General features: G+C 30.4%; 20 protein-coding genes and 3 tRNA genes. 14 read left to right on the forward strand and 9 right to left on the reverse strand.

Features of this window, described 5'->3' with window-relative positions:
* The first annotated feature begins 261 nt into the window (after positions 1-261).
* The 6 genes from AABI72_RS02355 to AABI72_RS02380 all read left to right on the forward strand — a co-directional run bounded on the left by AABI72_RS02355 (position 262) and on the right by AABI72_RS02380 (position 4,954).
* On the forward strand, positions 262-861 hold the full coding sequence (locus AABI72_RS02355; RefSeq protein ID WP_338364029.1) for a redoxin domain-containing protein: 600 nt from the start codon (positions 262-264) through the stop codon (positions 859-861).
* Positions 862-1,800, forward strand: a complete 939-nt coding sequence (gene trxB, locus AABI72_RS02360; protein WP_338364031.1) for a thioredoxin-disulfide reductase — start codon at positions 862-864, stop codon at positions 1,798-1,800.
* Positions 1,793-2,263, forward strand: coding sequence for a tRNA (adenosine(37)-N6)-threonylcarbamoyltransferase complex ATPase subunit type 1 TsaE (tsaE, locus tag AABI72_RS02365; protein ID WP_338364033.1), 471 nt, complete (start codon positions 1,793-1,795; stop codon positions 2,261-2,263). The genes trxB and tsaE overlap by 8 nt, the downstream gene beginning before the upstream one ends.
* A gap of 67 nt (positions 2,264-2,330) precedes the next feature.
* Positions 2,331-3,329, forward strand: coding sequence for an aminoglycoside phosphotransferase family protein (locus AABI72_RS02370; RefSeq protein ID WP_338364035.1), 999 nt, complete (start codon positions 2,331-2,333; stop codon positions 3,327-3,329).
* Positions 3,330-3,405: 76 nt separating this feature from the next.
* A complete protein-coding gene (locus AABI72_RS02375; protein ID WP_338364037.1) occupies positions 3,406-4,218 on the forward strand; it encodes a hypothetical protein in 813 nt (270 codons plus the stop codon).
* Positions 4,219-4,288: 70 nt separating this feature from the next.
* Positions 4,289-4,954: a glutathione S-transferase family protein gene (locus AABI72_RS02380; protein WP_338364039.1), complete on the forward strand. Its 666-nt coding sequence runs from the start codon at positions 4,289-4,291 to the stop codon at positions 4,952-4,954.
* A 21-nt stretch (positions 4,955-4,975) separates the two neighbouring features.
* Here AABI72_RS02380 and AABI72_RS02385 read toward each other — a convergent pair whose 3' ends face one another.
* Positions 4,976-6,196 (reverse strand): MFS transporter, encoded by a 1,221-nt coding sequence (locus AABI72_RS02385; RefSeq protein WP_338364041.1) that lies wholly within the window; start codon positions 6,194-6,196, stop codon positions 4,976-4,978.
* A 412-nt stretch (positions 6,197-6,608) separates the two neighbouring features.
* On the opposite strand from AABI72_RS02385, the gene tyrS reads away from it, so the two are divergent.
* The 3 genes from tyrS (at position 6,609) to AABI72_RS02400 (ending at position 8,121) form a co-directional block, all read left to right on the forward strand.
* Entirely contained in the window at positions 6,609-7,835 is a 1,227-nt protein-coding gene (gene tyrS, locus AABI72_RS02390; RefSeq protein WP_338364044.1) for a tyrosine--tRNA ligase, read from the forward strand.
* Positions 7,836-7,907: 72 nt separating this feature from the next.
* A tRNA-Ser gene (locus AABI72_RS02395) sits at positions 7,908-7,997 on the forward strand.
* Between the two features lie 37 nt (positions 7,998-8,034).
* Positions 8,035-8,121: transfer RNA gene (locus AABI72_RS02400), tRNA-Ser, on the forward strand.
* 663 nt (positions 8,122-8,784) lie between these two features.
* Here AABI72_RS02400 and AABI72_RS02405 read toward each other — a convergent pair.
* Entirely contained in the window at positions 8,785-9,609 is an 825-nt protein-coding gene (locus AABI72_RS02405; RefSeq protein ID WP_338364046.1) for a metal ABC transporter permease, read from the reverse strand.
* Entirely contained in the window at positions 9,609-10,346 is a 738-nt protein-coding gene (locus AABI72_RS02410) for an ATP-binding cassette domain-containing protein (protein ID WP_338364048.1), read from the reverse strand. Before AABI72_RS02410 ends, AABI72_RS02405 begins: the two co-directional genes overlap by 1 nt.
* Before the next feature lie 88 nt (positions 10,347-10,434).
* On the opposite strand from AABI72_RS02410, the gene AABI72_RS02415 reads away from it, so the two are divergent.
* The gene (locus tag AABI72_RS02415; RefSeq protein WP_338364051.1) at positions 10,435-11,310 is read left to right on the forward strand and encodes a zinc ABC transporter substrate-binding protein; all 876 of its coding nucleotides are present in this window, start codon (positions 10,435-10,437) and stop codon (positions 11,308-11,310) included.
* A gap of 11 nt (positions 11,311-11,321) precedes the next feature.
* On the opposite strand, the gene rlmJ is transcribed toward AABI72_RS02415, so the two are convergent.
* The 4 genes from rlmJ to AABI72_RS02435 all read right to left on the reverse strand — a co-directional run bounded on the left by rlmJ (position 11,322) and on the right by AABI72_RS02435 (position 16,102).
* The gene (gene rlmJ, locus AABI72_RS02420; RefSeq protein ID WP_338364052.1) at positions 11,322-12,104 is read right to left on the reverse strand and encodes a 23S rRNA (adenine(2030)-N(6))-methyltransferase RlmJ; all 783 of its coding nucleotides are present in this window, start codon (positions 12,102-12,104) and stop codon (positions 11,322-11,324) included.
* Positions 12,105-12,123: 19 nt separating this feature from the next.
* Positions 12,124-14,130 carry an NADH-quinone oxidoreductase subunit NuoG gene (gene nuoG, locus AABI72_RS02425; protein WP_338364053.1) on the reverse strand — a complete coding sequence of 669 codons (2,007 nt, stop codon included), beginning with the start codon at positions 14,128-14,130 and terminating at the stop codon, positions 12,124-12,126.
* Between the two features lie 72 nt (positions 14,131-14,202).
* Positions 14,203-15,405, reverse strand: coding sequence for a tRNA guanosine(34) transglycosylase Tgt (tgt, locus tag AABI72_RS02430; RefSeq protein ID WP_338364054.1), 1,203 nt, complete (start codon positions 15,403-15,405; stop codon positions 14,203-14,205).
* Entirely contained in the window at positions 15,389-16,102 is a 714-nt protein-coding gene (locus AABI72_RS02435) for a queuosine precursor transporter (protein WP_338364057.1), read from the reverse strand. Before AABI72_RS02435 ends, tgt begins: the two co-directional genes overlap by 17 nt.
* A gap of 97 nt (positions 16,103-16,199) precedes the next feature.
* Here AABI72_RS02435 and mdh point away from each other — a divergent pair, with 97 nt between their 5' ends.
* On the forward strand, positions 16,200-17,141 hold the full coding sequence (mdh, locus tag AABI72_RS02440) for a malate dehydrogenase (protein WP_338364059.1): 942 nt from the start codon (positions 16,200-16,202) through the stop codon (positions 17,139-17,141).
* Positions 17,142-17,169: 28 nt separating this feature from the next.
* Here the strand turns inward: mdh and AABI72_RS02445 are convergent, their stop codons facing one another.
* A complete protein-coding gene (locus AABI72_RS02445; RefSeq protein ID WP_338364062.1) occupies positions 17,170-17,646 on the reverse strand; it encodes an SH3 domain-containing protein in 477 nt (158 codons plus the stop codon).
* A gap of 32 nt (positions 17,647-17,678) precedes the next feature.
* Here AABI72_RS02445 and AABI72_RS02450 point away from each other — a divergent pair, with 32 nt between their 5' ends.
* The 3 genes from AABI72_RS02450 (at position 17,679) to AABI72_RS02460 (ending at position 20,911) form a co-directional block, all read left to right on the forward strand.
* On the forward strand, positions 17,679-19,631 hold the full coding sequence (locus AABI72_RS02450) for a ComEC/Rec2 family competence protein (protein ID WP_338364064.1): 1,953 nt from the start codon (positions 17,679-17,681) through the stop codon (positions 19,629-19,631).
* Positions 19,632-19,670: 39 nt separating this feature from the next.
* Positions 19,671-20,774: a hypothetical protein gene (locus tag AABI72_RS02455; RefSeq protein ID WP_338364066.1), complete on the forward strand. Its 1,104-nt coding sequence runs from the start codon at positions 19,671-19,673 to the stop codon at positions 20,772-20,774.
* Positions 20,775-20,837: 63 nt separating this feature from the next.
* A tRNA-Arg gene (locus AABI72_RS02460) sits at positions 20,838-20,911 on the forward strand.
* Positions 20,912-20,918: 7 nt separating this feature from the next.
* Here the strand turns inward: AABI72_RS02460 and AABI72_RS02465 are convergent.
* Positions 20,919-25,274: DEAD/DEAH box helicase family protein (locus AABI72_RS02465; protein ID WP_338364068.1), on the reverse strand; the 4,356-nt coding region annotated here is incomplete at its 5' end.

The following is a 25,274-nucleotide window of genomic DNA, read 5'->3' on the forward strand; positions in this document are numbered from 1 at the left end:
CCCGCATGCAAAGTTTCAATGCTCCGCGAGAATTTTCAGGATTGGGTGACATTGTAGATAATCTGCATTTAATCTAATTTGCTTTATATCATGCATCTATTTACTCTAAAAAATATAATTTGTATATTTAAATAATAAAAACAAAATAGTATTTTTGCAAACATGCTGAATTAAAAATACACAACTAATGATTGCTAATCCTGTTGCAGTTTTGTATGTTTGCTGTATTATAATTATTTCAATATTTTTTAAGGTCTTGCAATGTCAACATTAGTAGGTAAACCAGCACCACATTTCAACATCCCAGCAGTTATGCCAGATGATAGTTTTGCCAATATCAATCTAACTGATTTCCTTCATAAAAAATATACTCTACTCTTCTTTTATCCATTAGATTTTACATTTGTATGTCCAACAGAAATAATTGCATTTAATAACAGAATCTCACAATTTGAAGCACTTGATACTAAAATATTAGGTGCAAGTATTGATTCACAGTATACACATCTAGCATGGAAATCAACACCTATAAACAAAGGGGGCATAGGTGATATACAATATCCACTCATATCAGATATCAACAAAACACTGGCCAAAGATTTTGGCGTGCTGGCAGATGATGGCGTGGCACTAAGAGGAACCTTCCTTATAGATAAAACAGGCATTGTAAGACATGAGTCAGTTAATGACTTGCCCATAGGTCGAAATGTAAAAGAAATATTGCGCATAATTGAATCACTGCAGCATTATGAATCTAGTGGAAATGTTTGTCCAGCTGGCTGGCAAACAGACAAAGAATCACTAGCAGCAAATAAATTAAGCATAGCAGACTACTTAACTACGAATGCAGAGAATCTATAGATGAGCAAAACACATAATGTTATTATAATTGGCTCAGGGCCTGCTGGATATACATCTGCTATATATGCAGCTAGAGCTGGAATGCAGCCATTAATAATACAAGGCATACAACCTGGTGGACAGCTTCTAACAACAACCTATATTGAAAATTATCCAGGATTTGCCAAACCAATTCAAGGACCATGGCTTATAAATCAAATGGAATTACAAGCAAAAGCATGTGGTGCAGAAATAATTTTTGATCATGTAGATAAGGTTGACTTTAATAAACCAAAAAAATTAGAAATAAATTGCAGCTCTGGCAAAACTTTTATTAGCAAAACTTGCATAATAGCAACTGGTGCAAATGCAAAATGGCTTGGCTTAAAAAATGAAGAGAAGTATAAAGGTTATGGTGTTTCAAGCTGTGCTGTATGTGATGGTATGTTTTTCAAAGACCAAAATGTACTAGTTGTTGGTGGTGGAAATACAGCTATTGAAGATGCTCTTTATTTATCAAAAATAACATCAAAAGTAACACTTATACACAGGCGGAAACAACTAAGAGCTGATCATGCTATGCAACAAAAACTTTTTAGCAACAAAAAAATAAATATTATATGGGATACTGTTTTAAAAGATATTTATGGCACAAACAAACCGAAAAAAGTAACTGGTGTTGAAATACAAAATATAAAAAACAATACAGTGGAAAAACTTGATGTAATGGGTGTTTTTATTGCAGTGGGTCATAAACCAGCTACTGAAATTTTCCAAAACTGTCTTGATATAGATGAATATGGATATATACAAACAACCCCTGGTTCAACCGCCACAAAAATTGAAGGGGTTTTTGCTGCAGGTGATGCACAGGATGCAAAATATCGTCAAGCAATAACTGCTGCTGGTACTGGCTGTATAGCAGCATTAGAAGCACAACGCTATTTAGAAAATGAATAGGAAGATTAATTCAATACACCTTACATCACTCACTAAAACAAAAAAGTTAGCAGATGCAATAGCGGGATATATAAAAAATAATGACTGTCTTGCAATCAAGGGTGATGTAGGAGTTGGCAAAACAACTTTTACATCATTTTTAATAAAAAAAATCACAAATTCACCAAATTTAGTGATTACCAGTCCAACTTTTACTATAATAAACCAGTACAATTATAATAATAAACAAATTTGGCATTGTGATTTATACAGATTGCATGACTACAATGACCTTGTTAACATTGGTATATTAGAACCGCCAAAAAATACTATATTAATCATTGAGTGGCCAGATTTAATACTTCAATACATGGCAAAGCAACCATTGCTATTATGCATAGACAACATAGCAGCAAAAAAAAGAGTAGTAAATATATATTCTATAGAAGAAAAATGGCAGCAACTATCTAAACTTAAGATATAAATGCTTTAATTAAAAATTAATAAACTTACAGCACTATAGTTGTGCAATTCATAAACCAGGAATCATCATGCAGGAAGATTTGGAGATATTTCTATCACAATACAGATTAGAGTGCTTTAAACGCACTAAGATAGAAGGTGATGCTTCTTTGAAGGAATTTGAACGCATTGAAACACCAAACAAAAATATAATTTTATGCAAATTGCCCATTCAACACGATATAGAGAGCAAAATAAAAAAAATTACTAGTATCACTAAATTTTTATCAGAATTGTGCCTCAAGCCCCCAGAAATATATGCAACAGATATAAAAAATGGGTATATCTTGATGGAAGATTTTGGCAACAGTAGTTATCTTGAATATTTAAATCAAAACAAAAATATTGAACTATCTGTATATAAAAATGCTGTAGATGTGTTATTAAAAATACACAATAATATCAATGATAATGATATGCCTGTAAAAACAAAATATACAAAAAAAACAATGCTGCTTGAGGTAAATAAATTCATAGATTATTATGCTCCATGTTTTAAAAAAATAACCCTTATTGAAAAAAATTTATTTCACGAAATATGGGACAGGATACTTAACTCTTTATTTAGCATGCCGTGTAAACAAGTATTAGTATTAAGAGACTATCATTCACCAAATATTTTTCATTTACCAAAAATGCATGGTTTAAAAAAAACTGGTATTATAGATTTTGATGATGCATTAAATGGCATGCCAACTTATGATGTTGTATCTTTATTGCAAGATGCAAGATATGACATGTCTATGTACCATGCAAATGCCCTAAAAGATTATTATATAAAAAAATCAAACTGGATTAACAATGATGACATTAGGATTTTTAACAAAAGTTATCATACAATAGGTTTACAACGTAGTTGTAAAATATTAGGTTTTATAATGTATATGAAACATTGTAAAAAAAATAATAACTACATGAAATTAATACCATTAGCAAAAAAATATATTTATATCAATATAAGCAAACTGGAAAAAATGCATGAGATAAAAAATTGGCTACTGAAAACAGGAGTAATGGAATGGATGTAAAACAAATTATTGTTAACTATTTATTATTATTTTATCAATAACATGACACCTTGTGTTCTATATATGGTGATATTGTATGCAATACAAACTGGATGATGCTTATATAAAAATTATATTATACAATGCTACAAACAATATTTCTGTAGAAGATATTTCTAAAAATATAGCAGAATTACTTGGATATTCAACACAGGAATTAATAGGATCAAATTTCATAAAAATATTGGATTATAGTGTAGTATCTATTATTGAAGACTGTATAGAGTTTAATGATGGAATTATTAACATAGCTGAAACACTAAATAAAATTCCAGATTTCTACTTAAAAGATTTTAATAACTATGCAATTAACTGCAGAATAAAAGCCTGCAATTTTGCAAACAACAATCAGTATGATACCATTGTTTATATACGAATTATGGAAGTAAATCTAACTAATCTCTGGCAGTCTTTCTATGTACAGCAAGAACAATTTCCAAATGATGAGACGGATAAACTAGTAAGAATATGCAGATTTATCAGTAGATACAATGTTAACTCTTATATCCTTGTAATTGAATGTGAAAAATTAGGAACTTCAACTAATAAAACATTGCTAACTCAATGCATCAAAAATGAGTTTACCCAGCTAAACAATGATCCAAGTGCAATAGCATATATTGGTGGTGATTGTTTAATAGCTATTTTATGTAATACTAATGATGATGACCTTCCTAAAATAATGGGTAAAATTTATCATAGATTTAACTGCATCTTAGTTAATCATAGCATTAATTCCAAAGTCACTATGCAACAAAATCTAATGCTAACTTATGGTCGCTATGCACTAAGTAAAGTAACTGATATTCAAGACATCATTAGATTAACAATGGAAAATGTACGCATATGAAAATATATTGTTTTTATTTTTTTTAATTATAGAATACAAATACCTTTATTACTCATGTTAGCTTTGTGCAATGCGCTCACTTCATCACTTTATACTATGTCCATTCTCACGCAAAGTTAGAATTCTGCTTAATGAAAAAGAACTAGATTGCGAACTAGTTAGTGAAGAATTTTGGGAAAAAAAATCTAAATTCCTTATTCTAAATCCAGTTGGACAAGTGCCAGTATTAGTTGATGAAGGTACTGCAATAATTGACAGTAGTGCAATATGTGAATTTTTGGAAGAAAAATATGGAATCTCTGGATTACTGGGAAAAACATACACAGATAAAGCTGTAGTACGTGGATTAATGGCAATTTTTGATCAGAAAATGTTTCATGATGTAGTAAAATATATTTTATCTGAACGTTTAATTAAATATCTAAGTACATCTGAAGCACCAAACTCATCTTTAATAAGAATTGCAAAAAATAACTTAATAGAATATCTAAATTATATGAGAAGATTATTGCTTAAGTCACAATGGTTAATGGGTGATATATTTACACTTGCAGATATAGCTGCAGCATCTCATATTTCAATATTAGATTATTTTGGTGACATGCCTTGGAATTATGACAATGTAGTTAAAGAATGGTATTCTGTAATAAAATCTAAGCCATCATTTCGCAATATCTTAAAAGATCGTATTGCTGGTTTTACACCTAATGGTATTTATGAAAAATTAGATTTTTAAAACAGAATTGACACAATTAAATTATGCAGTTAAATAATGTGAATCTGGGTTATTTTCTGAAATATAAGCATGCAATACCAAGATACCAGCAAAAACAATTATTGATAATATAGACATTGGCAGCATAGTGCCATCATAAAATAAACTCAATAAAAACACATATAATGCACCACCAGTAGTTTGTGCTGATTCTAAAAAAGCCGTACTTGCACCTTTTGTATTTTTCACAGCATTCAATGCTATAGTACTAGAGTTAATTGTGACAAAAGGCAGCACAAATGAAGTTGGTAGTTTTAAAATTGTCAGTAGAAATGGATTCAGGCCAATTTTATAATGACAAAACACAATTAGTATGTTGAAAAATATAGTTACAAGCACACCACAATAAATCATTTGCTTACGACCAATCTTATCAGCATAGCATTGATTTAAAAATGCACCAAAAACATATGACACCATAATCAATACTATAATAAAACCATAAACCAAATTACTAGATTTCATGCTCTGAATATATACAAATGGCAAATTACTTACCTCACCCCATATGGTTGCAATAGTCATGGTTTGTATTAGCGTAAATAATATAAAAGTTTTATTTTTAAATAAGTTTCTATATGACTCAAAAATATGTTTAAATACAATATCCTTCCCAAGCTCCACATGGCTAACATGATTTATCTCTTCAGTGTTTAAATTAATCACCAATAATAACAATGACACTAGAGTCAAAAACATTGGTATATAGTGCCAATCAAAGCAATATAAAATAATAGAACCAGCTATAGACCCTATAACAGGTGCAATACTTATTGATACATTAAGTCTAGTCATAATATTTGATAAATAAACACCAAAGTATTTATCACACACACCTGCAAAACTTGATATCATTGCTGCACCACCACCAAAACCCTGCATAAAATTAGCAAATATTAAAATATAAATACTTGGCATAAAATAACACCAATAGCATAGAAATGAAGATAAAAGAAATAACAATGAACCACCAATCATAATTTTCTTCCTACCTACTAAATCTGATATAGGGCCAAAAATTATACCTGAAATTGACAAGCCAACTAAATATGCAACTACAATAAATTCTGTTATATATTCAGTTGAATTAAAAAAATTTTTTATAGTTGGCAATGATGGGACATATGCCTCACATGTCATTTCAACAACAGTAGTATTAAAAATACAGCACAGCACAATGCTAAAATATCTATTCAGCCTCATAGCACCCTTTAATTATAAAGGTGATTGATTTGCTGGCAATGGGAAAACATATCTTGCTAAACCTAGATACCAGCTAATCCTGATCTAACTTCATTGTTATTGCCAAACAAAATTGGTGGCAATGTTTTAAAATATAATAAAAGCATCCAAGCTTATATTTATTGTTAGCAAAATATTCATGACCCATAAAATACAAGTAATAGTTAAATATAAAACTTATGGTTATAGTCTACTACACCATATGTAATTACATTATACATCTTTTTAAAAAAATGTTAAACCCACTTTATTCTATAACAGAACAATAATAAAAACTGTCAAAAAATTTAACAAACAACTAATTTAATGAAATTATTGAGAGCATAATATACTGCAGTTATAATACATTTAAACAACTACACAACATAATGATATGAATGGTGAAGCATTTCTAAAAATATCCAGAGAACGTGGCTATATACAAGATCTAACTAATGAAGCAAACCTTATAGAACATACTAACAAAAAATCAATATCAATAATGTATATAGGTTTTGACTGCACTGCCCCAAGTTTACATATTGGTAGCCTTGTTCAAATAATGCTACTAAGACTGTGGCAAAAACTTGGAAACAAACCAATTGTTTTGCTTGGTGGCGCTACAACTAAAGTTGGCGATCCCTCTGGCAAAGATAAAACCAGGGCATATTTATCAAACAGAGAAATAGAATTTAACATGCAACAAATAGGAAAAATATTTAGCAAATTTCTTAATTTTAATAACTCTGCAAACAGTGCTATTATACTAAATAATGCTGAATGGTTAGATGACATTAAGTATATAGATTTTTTACGCCAATATGGCTCTCAATTCTCAGTCAATAGGATGCTTTCTCTTGAAAGCGTTAAACAACGCTTAAATCGTCAAGAAGAAATGAGTTTTATTGAATTTAACTACGTTCTTATGCAATCATATGATTTCCTTAACCTCAATATTAATTATAATTGCTCCATTCAAGCTGGTGGATCTGATCAATGGGGTAATATAGTAAATGGAATTGAGCTGAATAGAAAACTTGGTAAACCAGAATGTTATGGAATAACCACACCATTAATAACAACGTCTTCCGGTAAAAAAATGGGGAAAACTGCAAATGGTGCTATATGGTTAAATGAAGAATATTTACAACCATATGATTATTGGCAATATTTCCGTAATGTATCTGATAGTGACATTGAAAAATTTTTAAAACTTTTTACTGATTTGCCAATGCAACAAATCGAAAAATTAAAATCATTGCAAAATGAACAGATAAATGAAGCTAAAAAAATATTAGCAAGTGAAGCAACAAAAATATGTCATGGCACCAAAGCCACTGAAAATGCTAGAGAAATGGCACAAAGCATATTTGAAACAAATAATGGACAGCAGGATAAAAAATTTCCTAACTTTGTTGTTAATAATAATAGTTATCTTAAACAATTAATTGTTGATATAGGATTTGCTAATTCTGCATCTGAAGCAAAAAGACTTATTAAAACTTCATCAGTAAAGCTAAACGACACAACAATTGTTGATGAAAACTATATGCTATCATTAAAGTTATTACCAGCAACTCTATCAGTAGGAAAAAAGAGAAAAATAAGACTCACTAACTAACAAATCAACTAAAAATATCAAAACTCATAAAATATCTTGTAACATTATAAATTTTCTATTATTTTATATTGTGGATGGATGGCTGAGTGGTTGAAGGCACCAGTCTTGAAAACTGGCATACGTTTATGCGTATCGTGGGTTCAAATCCCACTCTATCCGCCATAGATTAATAAAATCATCTGCAATTGTCTAAAACTGTGGATGGGTGACTGAGTGGTTAAAAGTACTGGTCTCGAAAACCAGAGTACAATAATTTGTACCGTGGGTTCAAATCCCACTCCATCCATCACTTTTAAATTACATCTATTTTTTAACGTTGATGGAAATTTTCTCTCTGATAAAAATTTAAAAAACAAATCTTCTGGTTGTAAAATTTTGTTAAGATCTGAAAATTTAAGAATATGTGCACTATAAATTCTAAGCTTATTCATTCCTTCTACCACTTCATCATCAGTTTGGTTTTGCAGTAATTTTATCTGCCTTTCAAATAGAAAATTCCAAGTATTATGATTGGTTTCAGTAAAATTTTCCCACTGTTCTTGTGCTAATATGGAATGATCAAGTATTAAATTAGACATAGTATTCTCCAAATAATTATTGATGTTTAGATAAAAATAATTGATTTTTAATATCAATAAGTAATGGAATAAGAAAAAAAAGAGAGAATACTTGCAAAAAAGAAGAGAAAGGCATAAGGAGAAAAAATAGATCTATTTATATGAGTAAGAGATTTTATAACACTATCAAAAATTTTGATAATTGTACAGATTGATATTCAATATTTAATAATTAGGAAATTTTACTATAAAATAATGCTTATATAAACAAATCAAACAAATGATTGGATAATTAAATTTAGATAGCACTATAAATTTAAATCTCTAATACACCTACTAATTAAAAATTGTCAAATAATCAGCAACTATCATTAAAGTTTTAATTAAACATTTCAATTATATCTCTTATAAAACATAACCTGTAGGAAAGAATTTAGTTTAGCAGTAATGGCAAAAAATACAAAAATTATAAATGATATACTCACTATAAATGGCCCTAATGATACATCAAAATATATTGAGCCAATTACACCAAGAACAACAGCTAATACTGCTAGTATAGATGATATAAGCACCATTAACCTAGGTGACTGAGCAATAAAGCGTGCCGAAGAAGCTGGAGTAATAAGCATGGAAGTTACAAACAAAGCACCTACAATACGAACTGATATAGCCACCAAAAAAGCTGTCAGCAGTGCAATCAGCAAATACAAATTAGACACTTGCACACCCTCTGCTCTAGCTAAATCTTCATTAATAACCATTAAAATTAATGGTTTCCAAAAAATTATCAAACCACTGAGCACAAAAACACAACAACATAGCACTTGATAAAACTCATTTCTGCTAGTAAGCAAAATATCGCCAAACAAATAGGAATCTATATCAAATGACAAATCACCAATCAGATTGATAATTAAGATGCCAAAAGATAATGATGCATGTGATAACAAACCAAGTGCTGCATCACTGCTTAAGCCATTCCTATTTAGAGTAATTCTTGATAAAAATATTGCTAATAATGTACAAACAAGAATTACTCCTGTTGTTATATTTATATCAAGTACTACACCCAAGACTACACCTAATAATGCAGCATGAGAGAGTGAATCTCCAAAATAAGACATACGCTTCCATACAACAAAACACCCCAACACTCCAGAACATGATGCTATTGAGACTCCTGCTAACATTGCTCTTAATATAGAAATATCCATTATTTATTAATTATAGAATTAGACATTGCATTATGTTTATGCTGATATATAGAAAAAATATCTACAACACTATTACCAAATAATGAGGTAAATGCTGGATTATTAGCAATTGATTCAGGAGTACCAGAACAACAAACAGTACCAGCTAAGCAAATAACACTTGTTGTACCAGACATCACCATATGCAAATCATGTGATACCATTAATATGGAAATTTTGTATTTTTTGTATATAGCATCAAGCATTTTATAAAAATCAAATTGTGCAGCTATATCTAAATTTTGTGCTGGTTCATCTAAAATCAACAAATTTGGCTCACCTAGCAATGCTCGTGCTAACAAAACTTTCTGCAACTCACCTTCTGATAGTTTTCTTAGTGGTGTTTTAAGTAGGTGAGCTGTATTTGTTTCAAAAATAATTTTATTAAAAATATTTTTATTTATTTTTTTGTATAAAATAAGGAAATCTTTAACTGAAATAGGCATCAAGCTTTCCATAAAAAAACGTTGAGGAGTATAGCCTATTCTTAACCTAGGCAATCTTTCTATTGTGCCAAATAATGGAGTAAAAAAACCCATTAAACACTTAAGTAAAGTTGACTTACCTGCGCCATTAGGGCCAACTATGGTAATAAAATCATTTTCTTTAATTGTTATAGAAACATCTTTAAGAATAAATTTTTTTCCATCTTTAATTGTTATGTTGTTAGCAACAATAAAGTATTTCTCAAGTTTCATGCACGCCAATTCAATGATATAATAAATCTTAGCTAATTTCCTTGCGTATAATGTTAATTATACAGCTAATTTTCATAAAGTTAATACCATGATATTAAAATACTTAAAACAATCATTTTTAATAATATTATTTATATTTTTCATTTGCTACAATAGCAATGCAAATAGTAATGCTATTGTAGCAACAATAAAACCATTGCATTCACTAGTTCAAGGAGTATTAGGAGATACAGAAAAAGCTGGATTGATAATCAATAATAACTCTCCTCACAATCCAAACCTCAAACCATCCAAAATAAAACTAATATCAAATGCTAAAATAATATTTGGCATTGATGAAACACTGGAGCCATTTTTAAAAACAATAAATCCAAATAAAAAAATCTTAATGCTGCAAAGTTCAATGATTAATAAATTAAATTGCCGCAACAACTGTCATAAATCTAATAATACTGATGTACATATATGGCTAAGCACCACAAATGCACAATCTATGGTAAAAATAATATACTCCACTCTAGCTATCATAAACCCTCATAGAGAAAAAATCTATGATGAAAATACCAAGAAAATCTTGAAAAAAATTGAAGACTTAGACAATAAAATCAATTCACAACTTCAGGCAATAAAAAACAAACCTTTTTTAGTTTTCCATGATGCATATCAATATTTTGAAAAACAGTACAATCTCTCATCATTGGGCTTTATACACCAAAATCCAAATACATCGCTGTCTATACAGCACATTAAGCAGATAAGAAAAACTATAAACAATAATGATAAAATATGTATTTTTTCAGAACCACAGTTTTCAAAAAAAATAACAGTTCTATTGTCTGAGAGCACTAAAAATACAAAAATAGGTGTGTTAGACCCAATTGGTGCAAACTTAATACCTGGAGAAAATTTATATTTTGACTTACTTGAAGATGTTAGCAACAATCTTTTAAGATGCTTATTATAAAATAAATTATCTTATACACCTAGAACATTTTTCTGCATAACTTCTTGCAAATCATTCAAGTTATCTGTAATGAAAGTTGGTGCATTTAAGCAAAGCAACATACTTCCTAGCATTTTATATGGGATATTGAACAACACCTCTTGTTTCCATAGACCATCAGTATCACTTAAATCATATAAGAAAACTTTATGCATAGCCGATGATAAAATTGGCACCCAACATAAAATTATAGTATTTTTATACTTATTACTCAAAGATTTGATAAAATTAGAACAAGCTTTATATTCAATTTTCACCTCATAACTTGGGTCAATCAACACAATAGATAATCCTTTAGCTTTAGAAATAATTTCTGGAGCAAGGGAGTAGCTATCAGCATAGTGAGTGAAAATATTATGCTTACGTGCAAATTTTTCAAGTGATATATATTCACGTGGATGAGCTTCTATACAGTGTAGTACATCCATTTTACGCAACAAAAAACGTGCAATCATTGGTGATCCAGGATAATAATTTATACCAAACTTCTTTTTGCTATCTAATAAAATCTTAGCATAACTAACAACTGGAAAATCATTTAAACAATCCATAATGCGTAGCACACCAAAACTAGCCTCTCCAGTTTTCAGTGCTGCTGCAGAAGCTATATTATACCTTCCTCTACCACTGTGTGTGTCAATATATGTAATTAAATCATACTGATCAACAGACATAGATAATATTATTGAAAGTGCCATGTGCTTATGTACATCTGCAGGACATCCTGCATGATAAATATGCTGATATGATAGCATTTTTAAAAACCAAAAATCATTAAGAAACCAAATTTCTGTAAAGCAACATATTTTTAGATGATCTGCTTATAGGATCCTGTGAACAAAAATTAAAATTGTGATTATTTATTGGCTCAAGGTAGTTCAATGAACCAGTGACTTCTGGTGCTAGTGCCCATTGATTAGCATTATTGTCCCATGCAACCTCATTATACATAGCCTCTCTCACATCATCAACATTAGCATAAGCCAACTTTGCACCTAACAAACCATTAGCAATTTTCAACAAAATCTCACAGTCATCAAGAACTCCATTAGGTGGTATTATGATTTTAGATGAATGCTGCACAAAACCTGTAACATTTACATAAGTAGCATTTTTCTCAGTATAAACACTACTTGGAATTGCCACATTTGCACGATGAAATCCATTATCCTTATGGCTGCCTTGATAAATAACAAAGGTTGAACCAAGCGATGAAACATCTACCTCATCTACACCAAGTAAAAATAATGTTTCAATTTCAGAATTCATTATACTATCAGTATTTTTACCATCATCAATTGGCACAAAACCTATATCAAGCCCACCAACTCTTGATGCTGCAGTTTGAAGAACATTGAAACCATTCCAATTATCTTTTACCACTCCTGTACACTCAGCAATTTTAGTAAGCTTAAATAGAAAGATTTTAGCATCACTTCTAGTAAAAACCCCCCCACCAATAATCATCAATGGTTTTTTGGCATTTTTCATCATTTGAAACAATTCATGTTTACCAGCAAAAATACTATCTATAATACCTGGACTATTTCCAATACTGGTTGTTTTGTAGTTCAAGTTTGCCACACATCCTATAGTAAAAATCTTTGCATCATTAGAAACATATGCTTTTCTCAAGCGATAGTTAAGCATAGGTGCTTCAAACCTTGGATTACAGGCTATTATTAATATTAAATCTGCACCTTCCATTTCTGGCAGTGAAGTATTTGCAATATAGTGACACCTTGATCCACCCATTAATGAACTATCTTGTCTACAATCAAAATTTTTACAACCCATGCCAAGCATAATTTTTTTTAACAAAAACATTGATTCACAGTCAACCATGTCACCAGATATAGCAGCTATTTTCTTTGAAGGGGTTGTATTAATTTTATTAATAATTAAATTTAAAGCTCTTTCAAAATCAACAACCTCTAGTGTAGTACCATTATTAATATATGAATTAGTCAGTCTATTGGTAGATAGACCATCAAAAGCAAAACGTGTTTTATCTCCAATCCATTCATCATTAATATCTCCATTAGGTCTTGGTAAAATTCTTACAATCTCATTTTCTTTATATTCCACTCTTATATTGCTACCAACTGCATCCATTACATCAATTGTGTTGCTATATGAAAGCTCCCATGGTCTATAGCTAAAGCGATAAACTGTTGCTGTAAGAGCACCAACTGGACAAATATCTATAATGTTACCAGAAATCTCAGATTTAATAGGCTCATCCAATGTTGTAACTTCAGTTTTTTCACCACGATTTATCATAATAATTTCACCAGTTCCAGCAATATCATCAATAAACCTAATACATCTTGAGCAATGTATGCACCTAGTCATATGTGTTGTAATCATTGAACCCATGTATTTATTAGAAACTGCCCTTTTTGTTTCTTTATAGTTGCTGTTTAGTGAGCCATACTTTACTGCTTGGTCTTGCAAATCACATTCACCACCCTGATCACATATTGGACAGTCCAATGGATGGTTAATCAACAACAATTCCATAATAGAGCTTCTTACATGTTTAACTTTTTCAGTATTAGTGTAAATTTTCATATTATCAGAAACTTCAGTTAAACAAGATGCAATGAGCTTTGATTTACCTTCTACTTCAACCATACACATCCTGCAATTACCAGAAATAGGTAGTCCACTGTGATAGCAAAAACGTGGCACCATAATACCAGCAGCTTCGCATGCTGATAAAATAGTTGTGTTACTAGCAACCTTAATCTTTCTATCATTAACAAAAACTGATATCATAAGATATTATTACTTTATTCTGATACTGAATTGTAAAAACAAAAAAATCAAAAATCAACACACAATGAAAAATCATTTTAATATATCAACAAGCTCATTATGTAAACCCCACTCCTCTGCAAAATTATGCAGTGTGTCATGCTTTATTGCACTTCTAATTAAAGACATAAACTTATTCATAAAATAAACATTGTGTTGCGTTAACAATGAATATACAGTGAATTCTTTGGCTTTTATTAAATAGTGAATGTATGCCCTAGATACTGATAAACAAGTAGGACACCCACAGTCACTTTCAATTGGCCGCTCATCCATTTTAAATTCATTATTAAGTAGGTTAATATTCTCACGCCCATTATTTCTTATTGGCTTAACCAATGCTCCACCATGACGTGCTAAACGCGTAGGATGAACACAGTCAAAAGTATCCACACCACAGCAAACCCCAAACAATACATCAGACAAACCACCAATACCCAGTAAGTGAATTGGATAATCTCTGCAAATTTGCTTTGTGGTTAAACATACTATATCATACATCTGTTTTTTGGTGCTACCTAAGCTACCACCTATAGCACAACCAAAAAAATCATTATCATTAATAAAAGCACAGCTTATTTCCCGTAAATCTTTATATACACCACCCTGTACTATTCCATATAAGACTTGTTGTTTGTTATTTATTTGTTGAAACTCATTTAGTGATCTCAATGCCCAACGATGACTCATATGCATAGAATTCTCTGTGTAGCACTTATCAACATTATATGGTGTGCACTCATCTAAAACCAGTATAATATCTGCACCTATCTTATACTGTGCCTGTATTGAAATCTCAGGTGTTAAACTATGCAATGTTCCATCGATATATGATCTAAATGATGCACCATTCTCATTTAAGTGTAATAAACTTTTATTTTTGGGCATGTTTTTCTTACCTTTAATCTCTGAAGATACTGAACCATAACCTAGGCTGAATATCTGAAAACCACCTGAATCTGTGAGCATTGGCTTGCTCCATCCCATAAATTTGTGTATACCGCCCATTTTATAAATTAAATCAATTCCTGGTCTTAACAATAAATGATAGGTATTTGATAAAATAATTTGCGTATTACATTCATTTAACTGCTTAGCATCTAATGATTTAACAGCTCCTTTAGTAGCGCAAAATATAAATGCTGGGGTATCTAAGCTACCATGTGGTGTGTTCAATTTTGCTACACGGGCATAGCAGAATGAAGATAAATGCTGTACATCAAATGAAAACATCATTCCTCTTTATAGATTTGGCCAAATATATTATGGGTGTAATAATAATACCTATAAAAAACCTTGGAATAAAACTAAAAATAACATATACAAACAATATTTCTGATATTTCTTTAGGATCAGGAGAGAAAATTCTCCAACAAAGCATACTAAACAATATAGAGTCAAAAATTTGTGACAAAAAATTAGAGACATTAACTCTTAACCAAATAAAATGCCCTTGCATAATCTTTGCAATACTGGCAAAAAATGCTATATCAATAAGCTGACTTAAAACATATGATACTATGCTAACTAATAGTATTCTAATCTGTGGCACAAAAATATTTTCAATTGACTGATGAGCTGAGCTGTCATTTGAAAATTGATAACCAAGTGTTACTATCATTAGAATAACAAAAAATAACTGTGCAGATGCTGTAATGTAAACTATTTTTTTAGCAATTTGCTTACCATATATCTCTGTTACAATATCAGAAATTAAATAAGTTGATGCAAAAGCAGCAGTTCCAAGTGCTATCTCAGTATGTATCCAACCAAAATAAGCAAGTTTTAATATTTGAATATTTGCTGCAATCAACATTATTGTTGCAGAGGTTGCAATACCCAGCAAGCCAAAAAATTTTAAGAAAAACAGTATTGTTAAAATACATATAATTATTTCTATCACCATCAAAGCTTCGGATGGGATAGATTGCATGTTTAATATAAGCAAAATTATTGCATTATCCATATTCTTTATTGCGAAAAAATAAAATTATATTAATATTCAGAAAATAAGTCATTTTAAAAAATATATGAATAAAAAAATATCTTTAATAGGATCTGGTCAAATAGGTGGCACAATAGCACAGATTATGGCAACAAAATCAATGGGTGAAATAGTATTAGTTGACATTGCAGTAGGCATGCCGCAAGGTAAGGCATTAGATATTTCACAAATGATAGCAATTAGCAAATCTAATGCCAGAATCTCTGGTCACAATGATTATACAAATATTAATAACTCAGATGTAATTATTGTCACAGCTGGTATACCAAGAAAACCTGGTATGAGTCGTAGTGATTTAGTTGAAATTAATAGCTCAATAATTTCAGAAATCTCTAAAGAAATAAAACATAGAGCACCTAATGCTTTTGTTATAATAATAACAAATCCATTGGATGCAATGACATGGACTGCATTAAAAATAACAAAATTCCAATCAAACAAAATAGTTGGTATGGCTGGTGTTCTTGATAGTGCTCGATTTGCCAGTTTTTTATCAGCAGAGCTAAATGTTGACATAAGTTCAATTAAGGCTATGGTGCTTGGTGGGCATGGCGATAGCATGTTGCCATTACCAAAGTATACAACTATATCTGGAATACCAATAGCTAGCTTCATCAAAAACAATTTCATAACACAAGAAAAATTAGATAATATTATACAAAGAACACGCAATGCTGGTGCTGAAATAGTTAATTTATTAAAAACTGGCTCTGCATTTTATGCACCAGCTGCAGCAGCTATAGTAATGGCAGAAGCATATTTATATGACAAAAAACAAATAGTTCCTGCAACAACTTATTTAAAAGGAGAATATGGCAGGAATAATCTATGTATTGGCGTACCAGTGATTATTGGAGCAAAAGGAGTAGAAAAAATCATAGAACTTGAACTAACTGCTAAAGAGAAAGATATGTTTAACAAGTCAGCCGATGATGTTGAGGAGTTAATTAATACAATAAAAATCTAATCATAATATCACAACTATTAATGCTGCATTACTGAAAATGGTAATGTAGCCCCCACAATATATCTTTATCAATCCAACCTCTTATATTAGACACTTCAATCAAACAAAAATCCACAGAACATTTTTTAATATTAACTAATGATAAACGTTCAACTTTAGCTATAACTTTAGATTTTTTGCTATAATTTTTTCTTATTTCACCATTTCTAATAGTTAATGCCTTAAAATACTTCTCAACAACCATAGCATGAAAAACCCATCCAACATCACCATCAATATCTCTAATATAAAACCAATTATCAAACTTATCTAAAACCTGCATTGGCATTCCCTTCACCTGATAAACCCACTTAACTGGATATATTTTACCTGGACCACTGCGCACATTAACCATTGAGCTCTTAAAATAAACAAAATTTGTACTGCTAATTTTTATTTCACAAAAAATATTTAATGGCATGAAGAAAATCAAAAAAAAATAGCTTAGAATTTTATAATCATTCAATATAATTACCCTTCAAAAACAAACAACTGACAATGATACAAAACTTATACACAACAACAAAATCAAAATATAATAATACAATACCTTTAATTGCTATATCAATAGCAGCTGGTGCATGCACGTACTTCACACTACCAACTGAACCAAATAAAACAATCATATTATATTTAATAGCTATTATTATCTTTGGACTAGTGGTCAGACCATATGGCTCAAAAATATCTATTTGTTTAATTACATTTTCAATTGAAATTATCATTGCAACATTCAGAACACAATACATTGCAACAAACAACATTATTCACAAAAAAATATTTATATCGGATTGCTATGCAAAAATAAGTAACATTGATCATTATCATAATCACAAAAAAATTATTATCAAAATAATCAACAATACAGATCCAAAAATACCAAAAAGAGCACGCATAACTATTAGGCAAAAAATTGAACAACTCAAAATTGGCGATACAATTAAAGCATCAATTATGCTTTTACCACCACAGCCTAACAATTATCCAGGATCTTATAATTTTCGTATGTTTGCTTATTTCTCTGGTATTGGGGCAGTTGGATACACCACAAACACACCTACAAGAATCGATTACAACAAACACAGTTCAATAGTAAACCAATTAAGAGAAAAAATTAGCAACCACCTACATGCAACAATGCCCAAAGAAACTGCGGCAATTGCAAGCACTCTTGTGGTAGGAAAAAAGAGCAGAGTTGATCATAAAACAAAAGAAGTCATTAACAAGGCTGGTTTATCACATTTACTTGCAATTTCTGGATTACATATGGCTATGATTAGCACATTTTCATTTTATTGCATACGTACTATTATGTCATTCTCTATATTTTTAAGCGTAACGTGCAATACTAAAAAATTTTCAGCATTACTCTCAGCAATAATAAGCCTAATCTATCTTGCTCTTAGTGGCAATTCCATATCAGCACAAAGAGCATTTACTGTAAGTCTACTATTCTATATTGCAATCATATTTGACAGATGTTCAAATGGAAAAAATTCCACCATGTTATCAGCTATAGTGATACTACTGATAACACCAGAGAGCTTACTGCATCCAAGCTTTCAACTATCTTTTGCAGCAGTTTGTGCCATACTAACAACTCACAACATATTAAGCAACTATACAAAAAATATTTTTATTAAACCAATCAAAACACTTATAAATTCAACCACAATCACCATAGCTACTGCACCATATCTAATATATCATTTTAATCAAATATCAATATCTGGAATATTTGCCAATATACTAGCCATACCACTAACATCCTTTGTTATCATGCCAGCTGTTATGTCAACAGTATTATTAGGATGGTTTAGTGTTTTATCAAATACTACAGCATATATAGCTCATATCAGTATCATGATGTTGATTAAAATTGCAAAATACAATAGTGGATGGGGAATAATTAAACTACCTGATATGCCAACATCCTCAATGACAATAGCTTCAATTGCTATAATTTGGATATTTATAACAAATAAACTTAATAAAATCTATGCTATCATACCATTTATAACAGCAATATTACTATGGATTAACAATGAAAAGCCAGATATATTATTATATGGTAACAATATAGTTGCCAATGTGGAAAATAATGAGAAACCATTATTAATCAAAGGGAAAGTAAACTCATATACAATTACAACATGGTCACAAAAACTAGCAACATCATTCAAGCATATAAAAATTAAATCACTAGAAAATCAGTGTGGTGTTTGCTATTTTAAAAAAGGCAACAGTATATTAATAACTACACAAAACACTGTGCCAAATCATTGCACTGCTGACATTATTGTAAATATTACAAAACAAAAAATACAAACAGATAGCAAAATAATTTACTATAAGTTTCAGCCAATATTTATATATATAAATCATATGTCACCCATTATAAAGACCTATTCAAGCCAACAAAGACCATGGTCATTATTAGCAAAACGTTAATCAAAATTAAATAAAATTAAATAAAATAAAAATATTATCATGAAGAAAACAGATATTGATTGGTCAATTGCTATAGAAAACATACTTGAAGCACTGCAAGAGAGTAGCTCTTATTCAAGCAGAGTACATGTTCTTATTAAAGCCACTGCATCAATTATTGAAAAAATTTCAATATATTCAGGAATAAACATACCAGAAACATTGTTAAGATTAGTAACTGGATCAGAAGCTGCAAAACTTATTAAAAACCCTAAAGATATTTCATCATCAAAACTTCTTGCTTCAGAGGAAAAATGCAGTAAGTTATATAAAAAATTTATTAATCTGTTAAAAAATGACATAAATATTGTATTACAAGATATACTTTCTGCTGAATGCTGTGCTCAATATAATCTATATAACAAAAAATGTGTGGCAAAATTAACTAATTGTTACAAAAATTTTAAAGACAAAACACAAATTGCAGCTAGAAATGAAGTAATTTTATTAAATTTATCAAAAATTATGGGTAAAGAAATAGATAAAAACAGAAAGGCACAGAACATAGTAAAAAATTATGTGGAACAATGGCAATCAACTAATGATGAAAAACAGTTATTAGAAAGTACAATATTATTGTTAGAAGAATTTGTAGCAAAGGATGAAGCAAGGTGGGCTTTAACAGCAACTCCACCAGTACTACTAGTTAAATCCCAAAAAGAATTTAGCAAACTTTTCAGCAATGAATGCTATCAAACTTTAGCTAGAGAGCTTAGCATGGCATCGTTTGCAATCAAAGGAGCTAAGCCAGTTGAGGCAAGTGTTACTGTTATTGTCAGTGATAAAATAGATAGCAAAAAACTTTTTAGCAATGAAGAGCTGGCTGAATTATCAACAGCAAAAAAATGTGTTAGAGTATCAGCTTACAAGAAACCTCCATCAAAAAAAATATTGGGCAAAAATCAATCATTATTAACTATCAACCCAACATTTCACATGCCAGTACCACTAAGTGTTAAGCTAGATGATGAAAAAATATTGATAAGTCATATGCCAACAGATTTAGTGTGCACATCAGATGAGCTAAGATTTATACTACAGCCATTAAAGTCAGTCCAAGATATTGAAATAGCGCAAAACATAAGTATAAAACAAAGAAAATAGTAATTAGCAAAATAAAACTTGCAAAAAAAGTATAAATTATCTAATATTTTAGCATTTATACACCTGCCCGTAGCTTAATTGGATAGAGCATTGGACTACGAATCCAAAGGTTGGGGGTTCGACTCCTCCCGGGTGGACTTTTTATTATCCAGCACTTACACCTACTGAGCTTACATTATTTGAACTTCTTTGTTCTTCTTTGGATGCAGTAGACATGGCACACCTAGCCATGCTATGATCAATAACACTTGCAGCAATATCATAACCAATTTTTCTTTCATTATCATCGCTGGCATTATGCAAACCAACCCTTTCATCAACTTGCTGTGCAAATAATGTGCAACCATCTGAAAAATCAATGTTCATCAAATCATAATGTTCATCATCACTAATATTAAATGCTTTATGTAATCCTATGGATGCTGCATGAATCATATTACATGCAGCAACAGTTAACATTGCATTATCTGCAAAGTTAGAAAAACCATGAGATTCAAGTACAATTCCCAATCCTACTTTTTGTAACTTTTTTCCTAAACTAGATTCAAGAATCATCTTGTCTTTACTACCAATTATAGATTGTATATTAAAAGAATTATAATAACTCCCAGATGACAGCATGTGATTAATGTTAGCACTTGTATAATAATTGCTTGCAAGAAACTCTGACATCTTGATTACAGTTGCATCGTTAGACAAACAATCAAATGCATTATCAATTAGCATTTCATAACAAACTTTACTATCCATTGCAGTGAGAACCTTCTCTCTAGAGAAAATATCTAAAAGTCTATTTATAGTCCTATCATTTAATCCAATTGTTTGAATAATATTATGCAATGTATCAATACAATGCCTTGTGTTGCCCAATGTACTAACACTCATGTTTCTAATAGAATGTAAGCAATGCTGCAACATTTTCATAAAGTGGTCTTCTACTAAATGTTTAGTTATAATAGCTAACAATTTTTCTTTCTCTGAAGTGTCTACTTGAACGTAATTTTTTCTCATAGAGTGTTCATCAGGAATGCTTATTTTCCTAAATGCTTTACCAAAACATTTCATAAAATTTGATTTCTGATGCCAAGCAATTTTTTGTTCAGGTGTGGCAAAATATTTAGAAAACAAATCATCTTTACTCATATGTGTAACATCATATCTTAAATCTTCCAGCCATCTTCTAAAAACAGATGCATCAACAGGCATGGCATAAAAATAACAAGAGGCAATATCACACATCAACTCAAAACTACCTTCATTAAAAGATAGCATAAAATCTAATCCACAAAGTAAGCTAGAGTCTTCACCATGGCATTTTTGTAAATAAGAATTATGATCTTTAATATCAACAGTTCTGTTAATATGGGCTATTAGTTGACCTGGATTATGGTGTGCATTAGTAAATTCCTTCCAATCAAATTCATTGCCTGTTGCAACTTCTTCTAATTTTAACTGCAAGGAAAGCCAACCACTATAACATATATCATCTAAATCAATCATTTGACATTGTTCATAACTTAACTTAACTCCAAACAATTCACAATCCTTGCCTTCAACCGAGAACTTTAACATATTTTTTGCATCATTTATTTTCTTATGAAGATCATGTACAGAGACATTGATAATTTCCAATAACTTAGCCGATCTTTCACTTCCATTATCAAGTACTGCAGAAATTGCATAAAAAAGTGCACTTTCCAAAGAAGTAAATCTATTAGCTCCCAAGGAGGCTGTGGTATTTTTTAAAATATCAAACAGCATATCTCTGTTATAAGTGTTTTGAAAAAATCTCATAATTATAGCACGCTCTTCAAGAGTATTTGCACTAGTGATATCTGGACAAACTATTGCAGCCAATGCCCAAGATAACCATGCTATAAGCCTGTCATAATCAGCATTTACGCCATCTGCAAAAAACAGATTGGCTAACTTACTACTCTCATATTTTTCAATATCATGACCTATCCAAGAAACATCAGAAACAGTTGAAAAACCTTTGGTAAATTTAGTTAAATCATCAGCATTATAATCAACAATAGCAACAATTCTAGGATCTACCCTTAAGTCAGCATAAAAAAATGATTTCAAAGGCTTCATAATAAAATCAAGCAAACATCCAATTCTATATGAAACAAAACCAACAACATATATTGTCTTTGCAATTGCATAAGCAGACACATGAACAGCTTTAGCATGCCATTTAACAATAAAGCTCCTATCTTTTAATTCACATAAAAATAATTTGAACTGCTTATGAGCTTTTTTATCATTATGATCATTGATATTGTATAAACATTCATACAATGCAATAAGAGACTGTTTAAGTGATGCACCAATGATTTGGGATGATGCACCAGTTCTTAGTGCAAAAGAATATAATCTTGTAAGAATATCTTGAGCAAAATATTTGCCAAATCTATTTAAAAAATCTTCCCTCAATTCTAAAAAAAATTCATGATAATTTGGACTTCTGATCAATGGTTCAATTTTCTTAACTTCCTGTTGTGTGGCTGGCATTAAAAAAGCAGTTGATGTTTGTCTTGCATTTAATCCTCGTAAACGACCAACAGCTTGTACTATATTTGCAGGATCGTGCATATTAGGTGAGCCACCACAAGAAACATAGGCCAAATTTTGCAAATCAACATCATTATATCCAGCAATTCTAGTATCTGTAATAAGCTGCTGTATAAATCCTGCCTTAAAAAGAGCATCTGCTACCATTTCATCAAAAGGACATGCACTACATTTATCCATTGATTCACAATCAAAATTCACTGCAAAAGGACGCCCATTAATAATAATTTTATCTGAGTTAATATTATTTATTATAAAACATTTGCTATAAAAACTAGGCATGTCCTGAATATATAAAATACACATTTTCTCTCTAAGCAAATCTTTTAATTCAGCACTCAGTGGCCAGTTATCAACAAAAAGCTGAAAATTATGATAATCACTCCTAATTGCATTTGACATTAAATCAGCTAAATTTTTCATTGTAGATATAATTTTATCATCACCAGTGAAAACAATTCCTAATTTTTTCAAATAATTACGAATTTTTTGCTCTACATCACTCTCATTATGCAGTGCATTAACAACCATTAAACACAATTCATCAAACTTGCCTCCCATACGCATTTCATCCAAGGCAATTTTATCTAAATCAGTAATTGCACAAAGAAGATTTTCCAAAGAGCTGTGTAAAAATCTAGGAAACTCTGAAGAACAATCTGCAGACAATATCTCACCAAGAAAATCAATGCTATGTTCTAAATCACCAGAACCTGCTACATCATCAAATACAAAACCTCTTGGTTTAGTATTAAAACCAAGCTTACGTAAACCATTATAAGCTTCAAGCTGTAAAGAATATTCAGTTATTTTATCTGTATCACTATAATAGTGTTGATAAATTGCCTTAATAGCATTTTTTATTTGCACAGCATCTTGTACAATAACTAAATCTTTTTTATGGCAAGAAGCATGCAAACAAGAGCGCAATACTCTATAAATCTTCTCTTCCTCTGTTAGTTCTTGAAACCATTTAGATTTAAGCATTGTCTTATCTAGAAGATCCTCTCTAAACTCAACATCCATTGCTTTTAAAAGAGCATAATGCTCTAAAAATAAAATATTTAAATTGCTAATTTTCTGAATAAAGTTCTTATCTATCCAAGAGCTCTTAATATTTCTCATGCTCTCTAGTATTAATCTATCTGAGCTATTTGCATAAGGCATAAAGCATTCTATATGTTTATTGATAGTTGCACTCTTTCTAGAAAGAGTATCAGGATCAGCTACACTATCCACAACTATTTTTGGTATAGCCCCCATACCTAACTTTTCTTTGTCCGAAAAATTCATACAAATACAGAATCCAAGTTTACCAATATTAACAGCATGTGAGTTAGGGGTGGCTGTTAATAATATTGTTGGGGTATTTTTTAATAAACAATCTAATATTTTCTGTTTATATTCTTCATCAAGAAACATACGATCAGATTCATCTAAAAATACAAAAGGTTTTTCTTCTTTTAAAAATTCAGAAAATACTGGCCATATACCATCAACCTCAAATAAATCTTTAGCCTTTACCAAAAGATATTCTGGTTTTCTTTTAATAAACTCCTCTTTAGCATTTTTGTGCTTTAGAAAAAAAATTTCCTTACATAATTCTGGGCTAAGCACTCTGCTAAAATCACTCATCATTTGTGAATCAAGACCACCAGAATTCCAAACAACCAATGTTGCTGGATTATTTGCTAGCCACAAAACAGAATATAGCATTGCTTGAAAGAAAGTCTTTCCACTGCCATTTGCACGAAAAATTAATGCACAAGACTCTCTATCATCATCATTTAGGCTAAGCAAAAACTTTACTAAATCATCTATGTGCTGATTATAAAACAACTTTAACCCTGCCCCACCCAAAAACACACACTTACCATCACCCTTATCAATTCTACAAGAAATAGACTGACCATCTTTATTGAT

Origin of the sequence: Candidatus Xenohaliotis californiensis, assembly GCF_963930935.1 — a bacterium.
GTDB lineage: Bacteria > Pseudomonadota > Alphaproteobacteria > Rickettsiales > CAWVOK01 > Xenohaliotis > Xenohaliotis californiensis.

What these genes read in the sequence shown, in the direction of transcription:
- AABI72_RS02375 (WP_338364037.1), top strand. Translation starts at nt 3,406, where the DNA reads ATGCAATACAAACTGGATGATGCTTATATAAAAATTATATTATACAAT.
- mdh (WP_338364059.1), top strand. Translation starts at nt 16,200, where the DNA reads ATGAATAAAAAAATATCTTTAATAGGATCTGGTCAAATAGGTGGCACA.
- AABI72_RS02410 (WP_338364048.1), bottom strand. Translation starts at nt 10,346, where the DNA reads ATGAAACTTGAGAAATACTTTATTGTTGCTAACAACATAACAATTAAA.
- rlmJ (WP_338364052.1), bottom strand. Translation starts at nt 12,104, where the DNA reads ATGCTATCATATCAGCATATTTATCATGCAGGATGTCCTGCAGATGTA.
- tsaE (WP_338364033.1), top strand. Translation starts at nt 1,793, where the DNA reads ATGAATAGGAAGATTAATTCAATACACCTTACATCACTCACTAAAACA.
- AABI72_RS02355 (WP_338364029.1), top strand. Translation starts at nt 262, where the DNA reads ATGTCAACATTAGTAGGTAAACCAGCACCACATTTCAACATCCCAGCA.
- trxB (WP_338364031.1), top strand. Translation starts at nt 862, where the DNA reads ATGAGCAAAACACATAATGTTATTATAATTGGCTCAGGGCCTGCTGGA.
- AABI72_RS02385 (WP_338364041.1), bottom strand. Translation starts at nt 6,196, where the DNA reads ATGAGGCTGAATAGATATTTTAGCATTGTGCTGTGCTGTATTTTTAAT.
- AABI72_RS02415 (WP_338364051.1), top strand. Translation starts at nt 10,435, where the DNA reads ATGATATTAAAATACTTAAAACAATCATTTTTAATAATATTATTTATA.
- AABI72_RS02455 (WP_338364066.1), top strand. Translation starts at nt 19,671, where the DNA reads ATGAAGAAAACAGATATTGATTGGTCAATTGCTATAGAAAACATACTT.
- AABI72_RS02380 (WP_338364039.1), top strand. Translation starts at nt 4,289, where the DNA reads ATGCGCTCACTTCATCACTTTATACTATGTCCATTCTCACGCAAAGTT.
- AABI72_RS02450 (WP_338364064.1), top strand. Translation starts at nt 17,679, where the DNA reads ATGATACAAAACTTATACACAACAACAAAATCAAAATATAATAATACA.
- nuoG (WP_338364053.1), bottom strand. Translation starts at nt 14,130, where the DNA reads ATGATATCAGTTTTTGTTAATGATAGAAAGATTAAGGTTGCTAGTAAC.
- tgt (WP_338364054.1), bottom strand. Translation starts at nt 15,405, where the DNA reads ATGATGTTTTCATTTGATGTACAGCATTTATCTTCATTCTGCTATGCC.
- AABI72_RS02435 (WP_338364057.1), bottom strand. Translation starts at nt 16,102, where the DNA reads ATGCAATCTATCCCATCCGAAGCTTTGATGGTGATAGAAATAATTATA.
- tyrS (WP_338364044.1), top strand. Translation starts at nt 6,609, where the DNA reads ATGAATGGTGAAGCATTTCTAAAAATATCCAGAGAACGTGGCTATATA.
- AABI72_RS02370 (WP_338364035.1), top strand. Translation starts at nt 2,331, where the DNA reads ATGCAGGAAGATTTGGAGATATTTCTATCACAATACAGATTAGAGTGC.
- AABI72_RS02405 (WP_338364046.1), bottom strand. Translation starts at nt 9,609, where the DNA reads ATGGATATTTCTATATTAAGAGCAATGTTAGCAGGAGTCTCAATAGCA.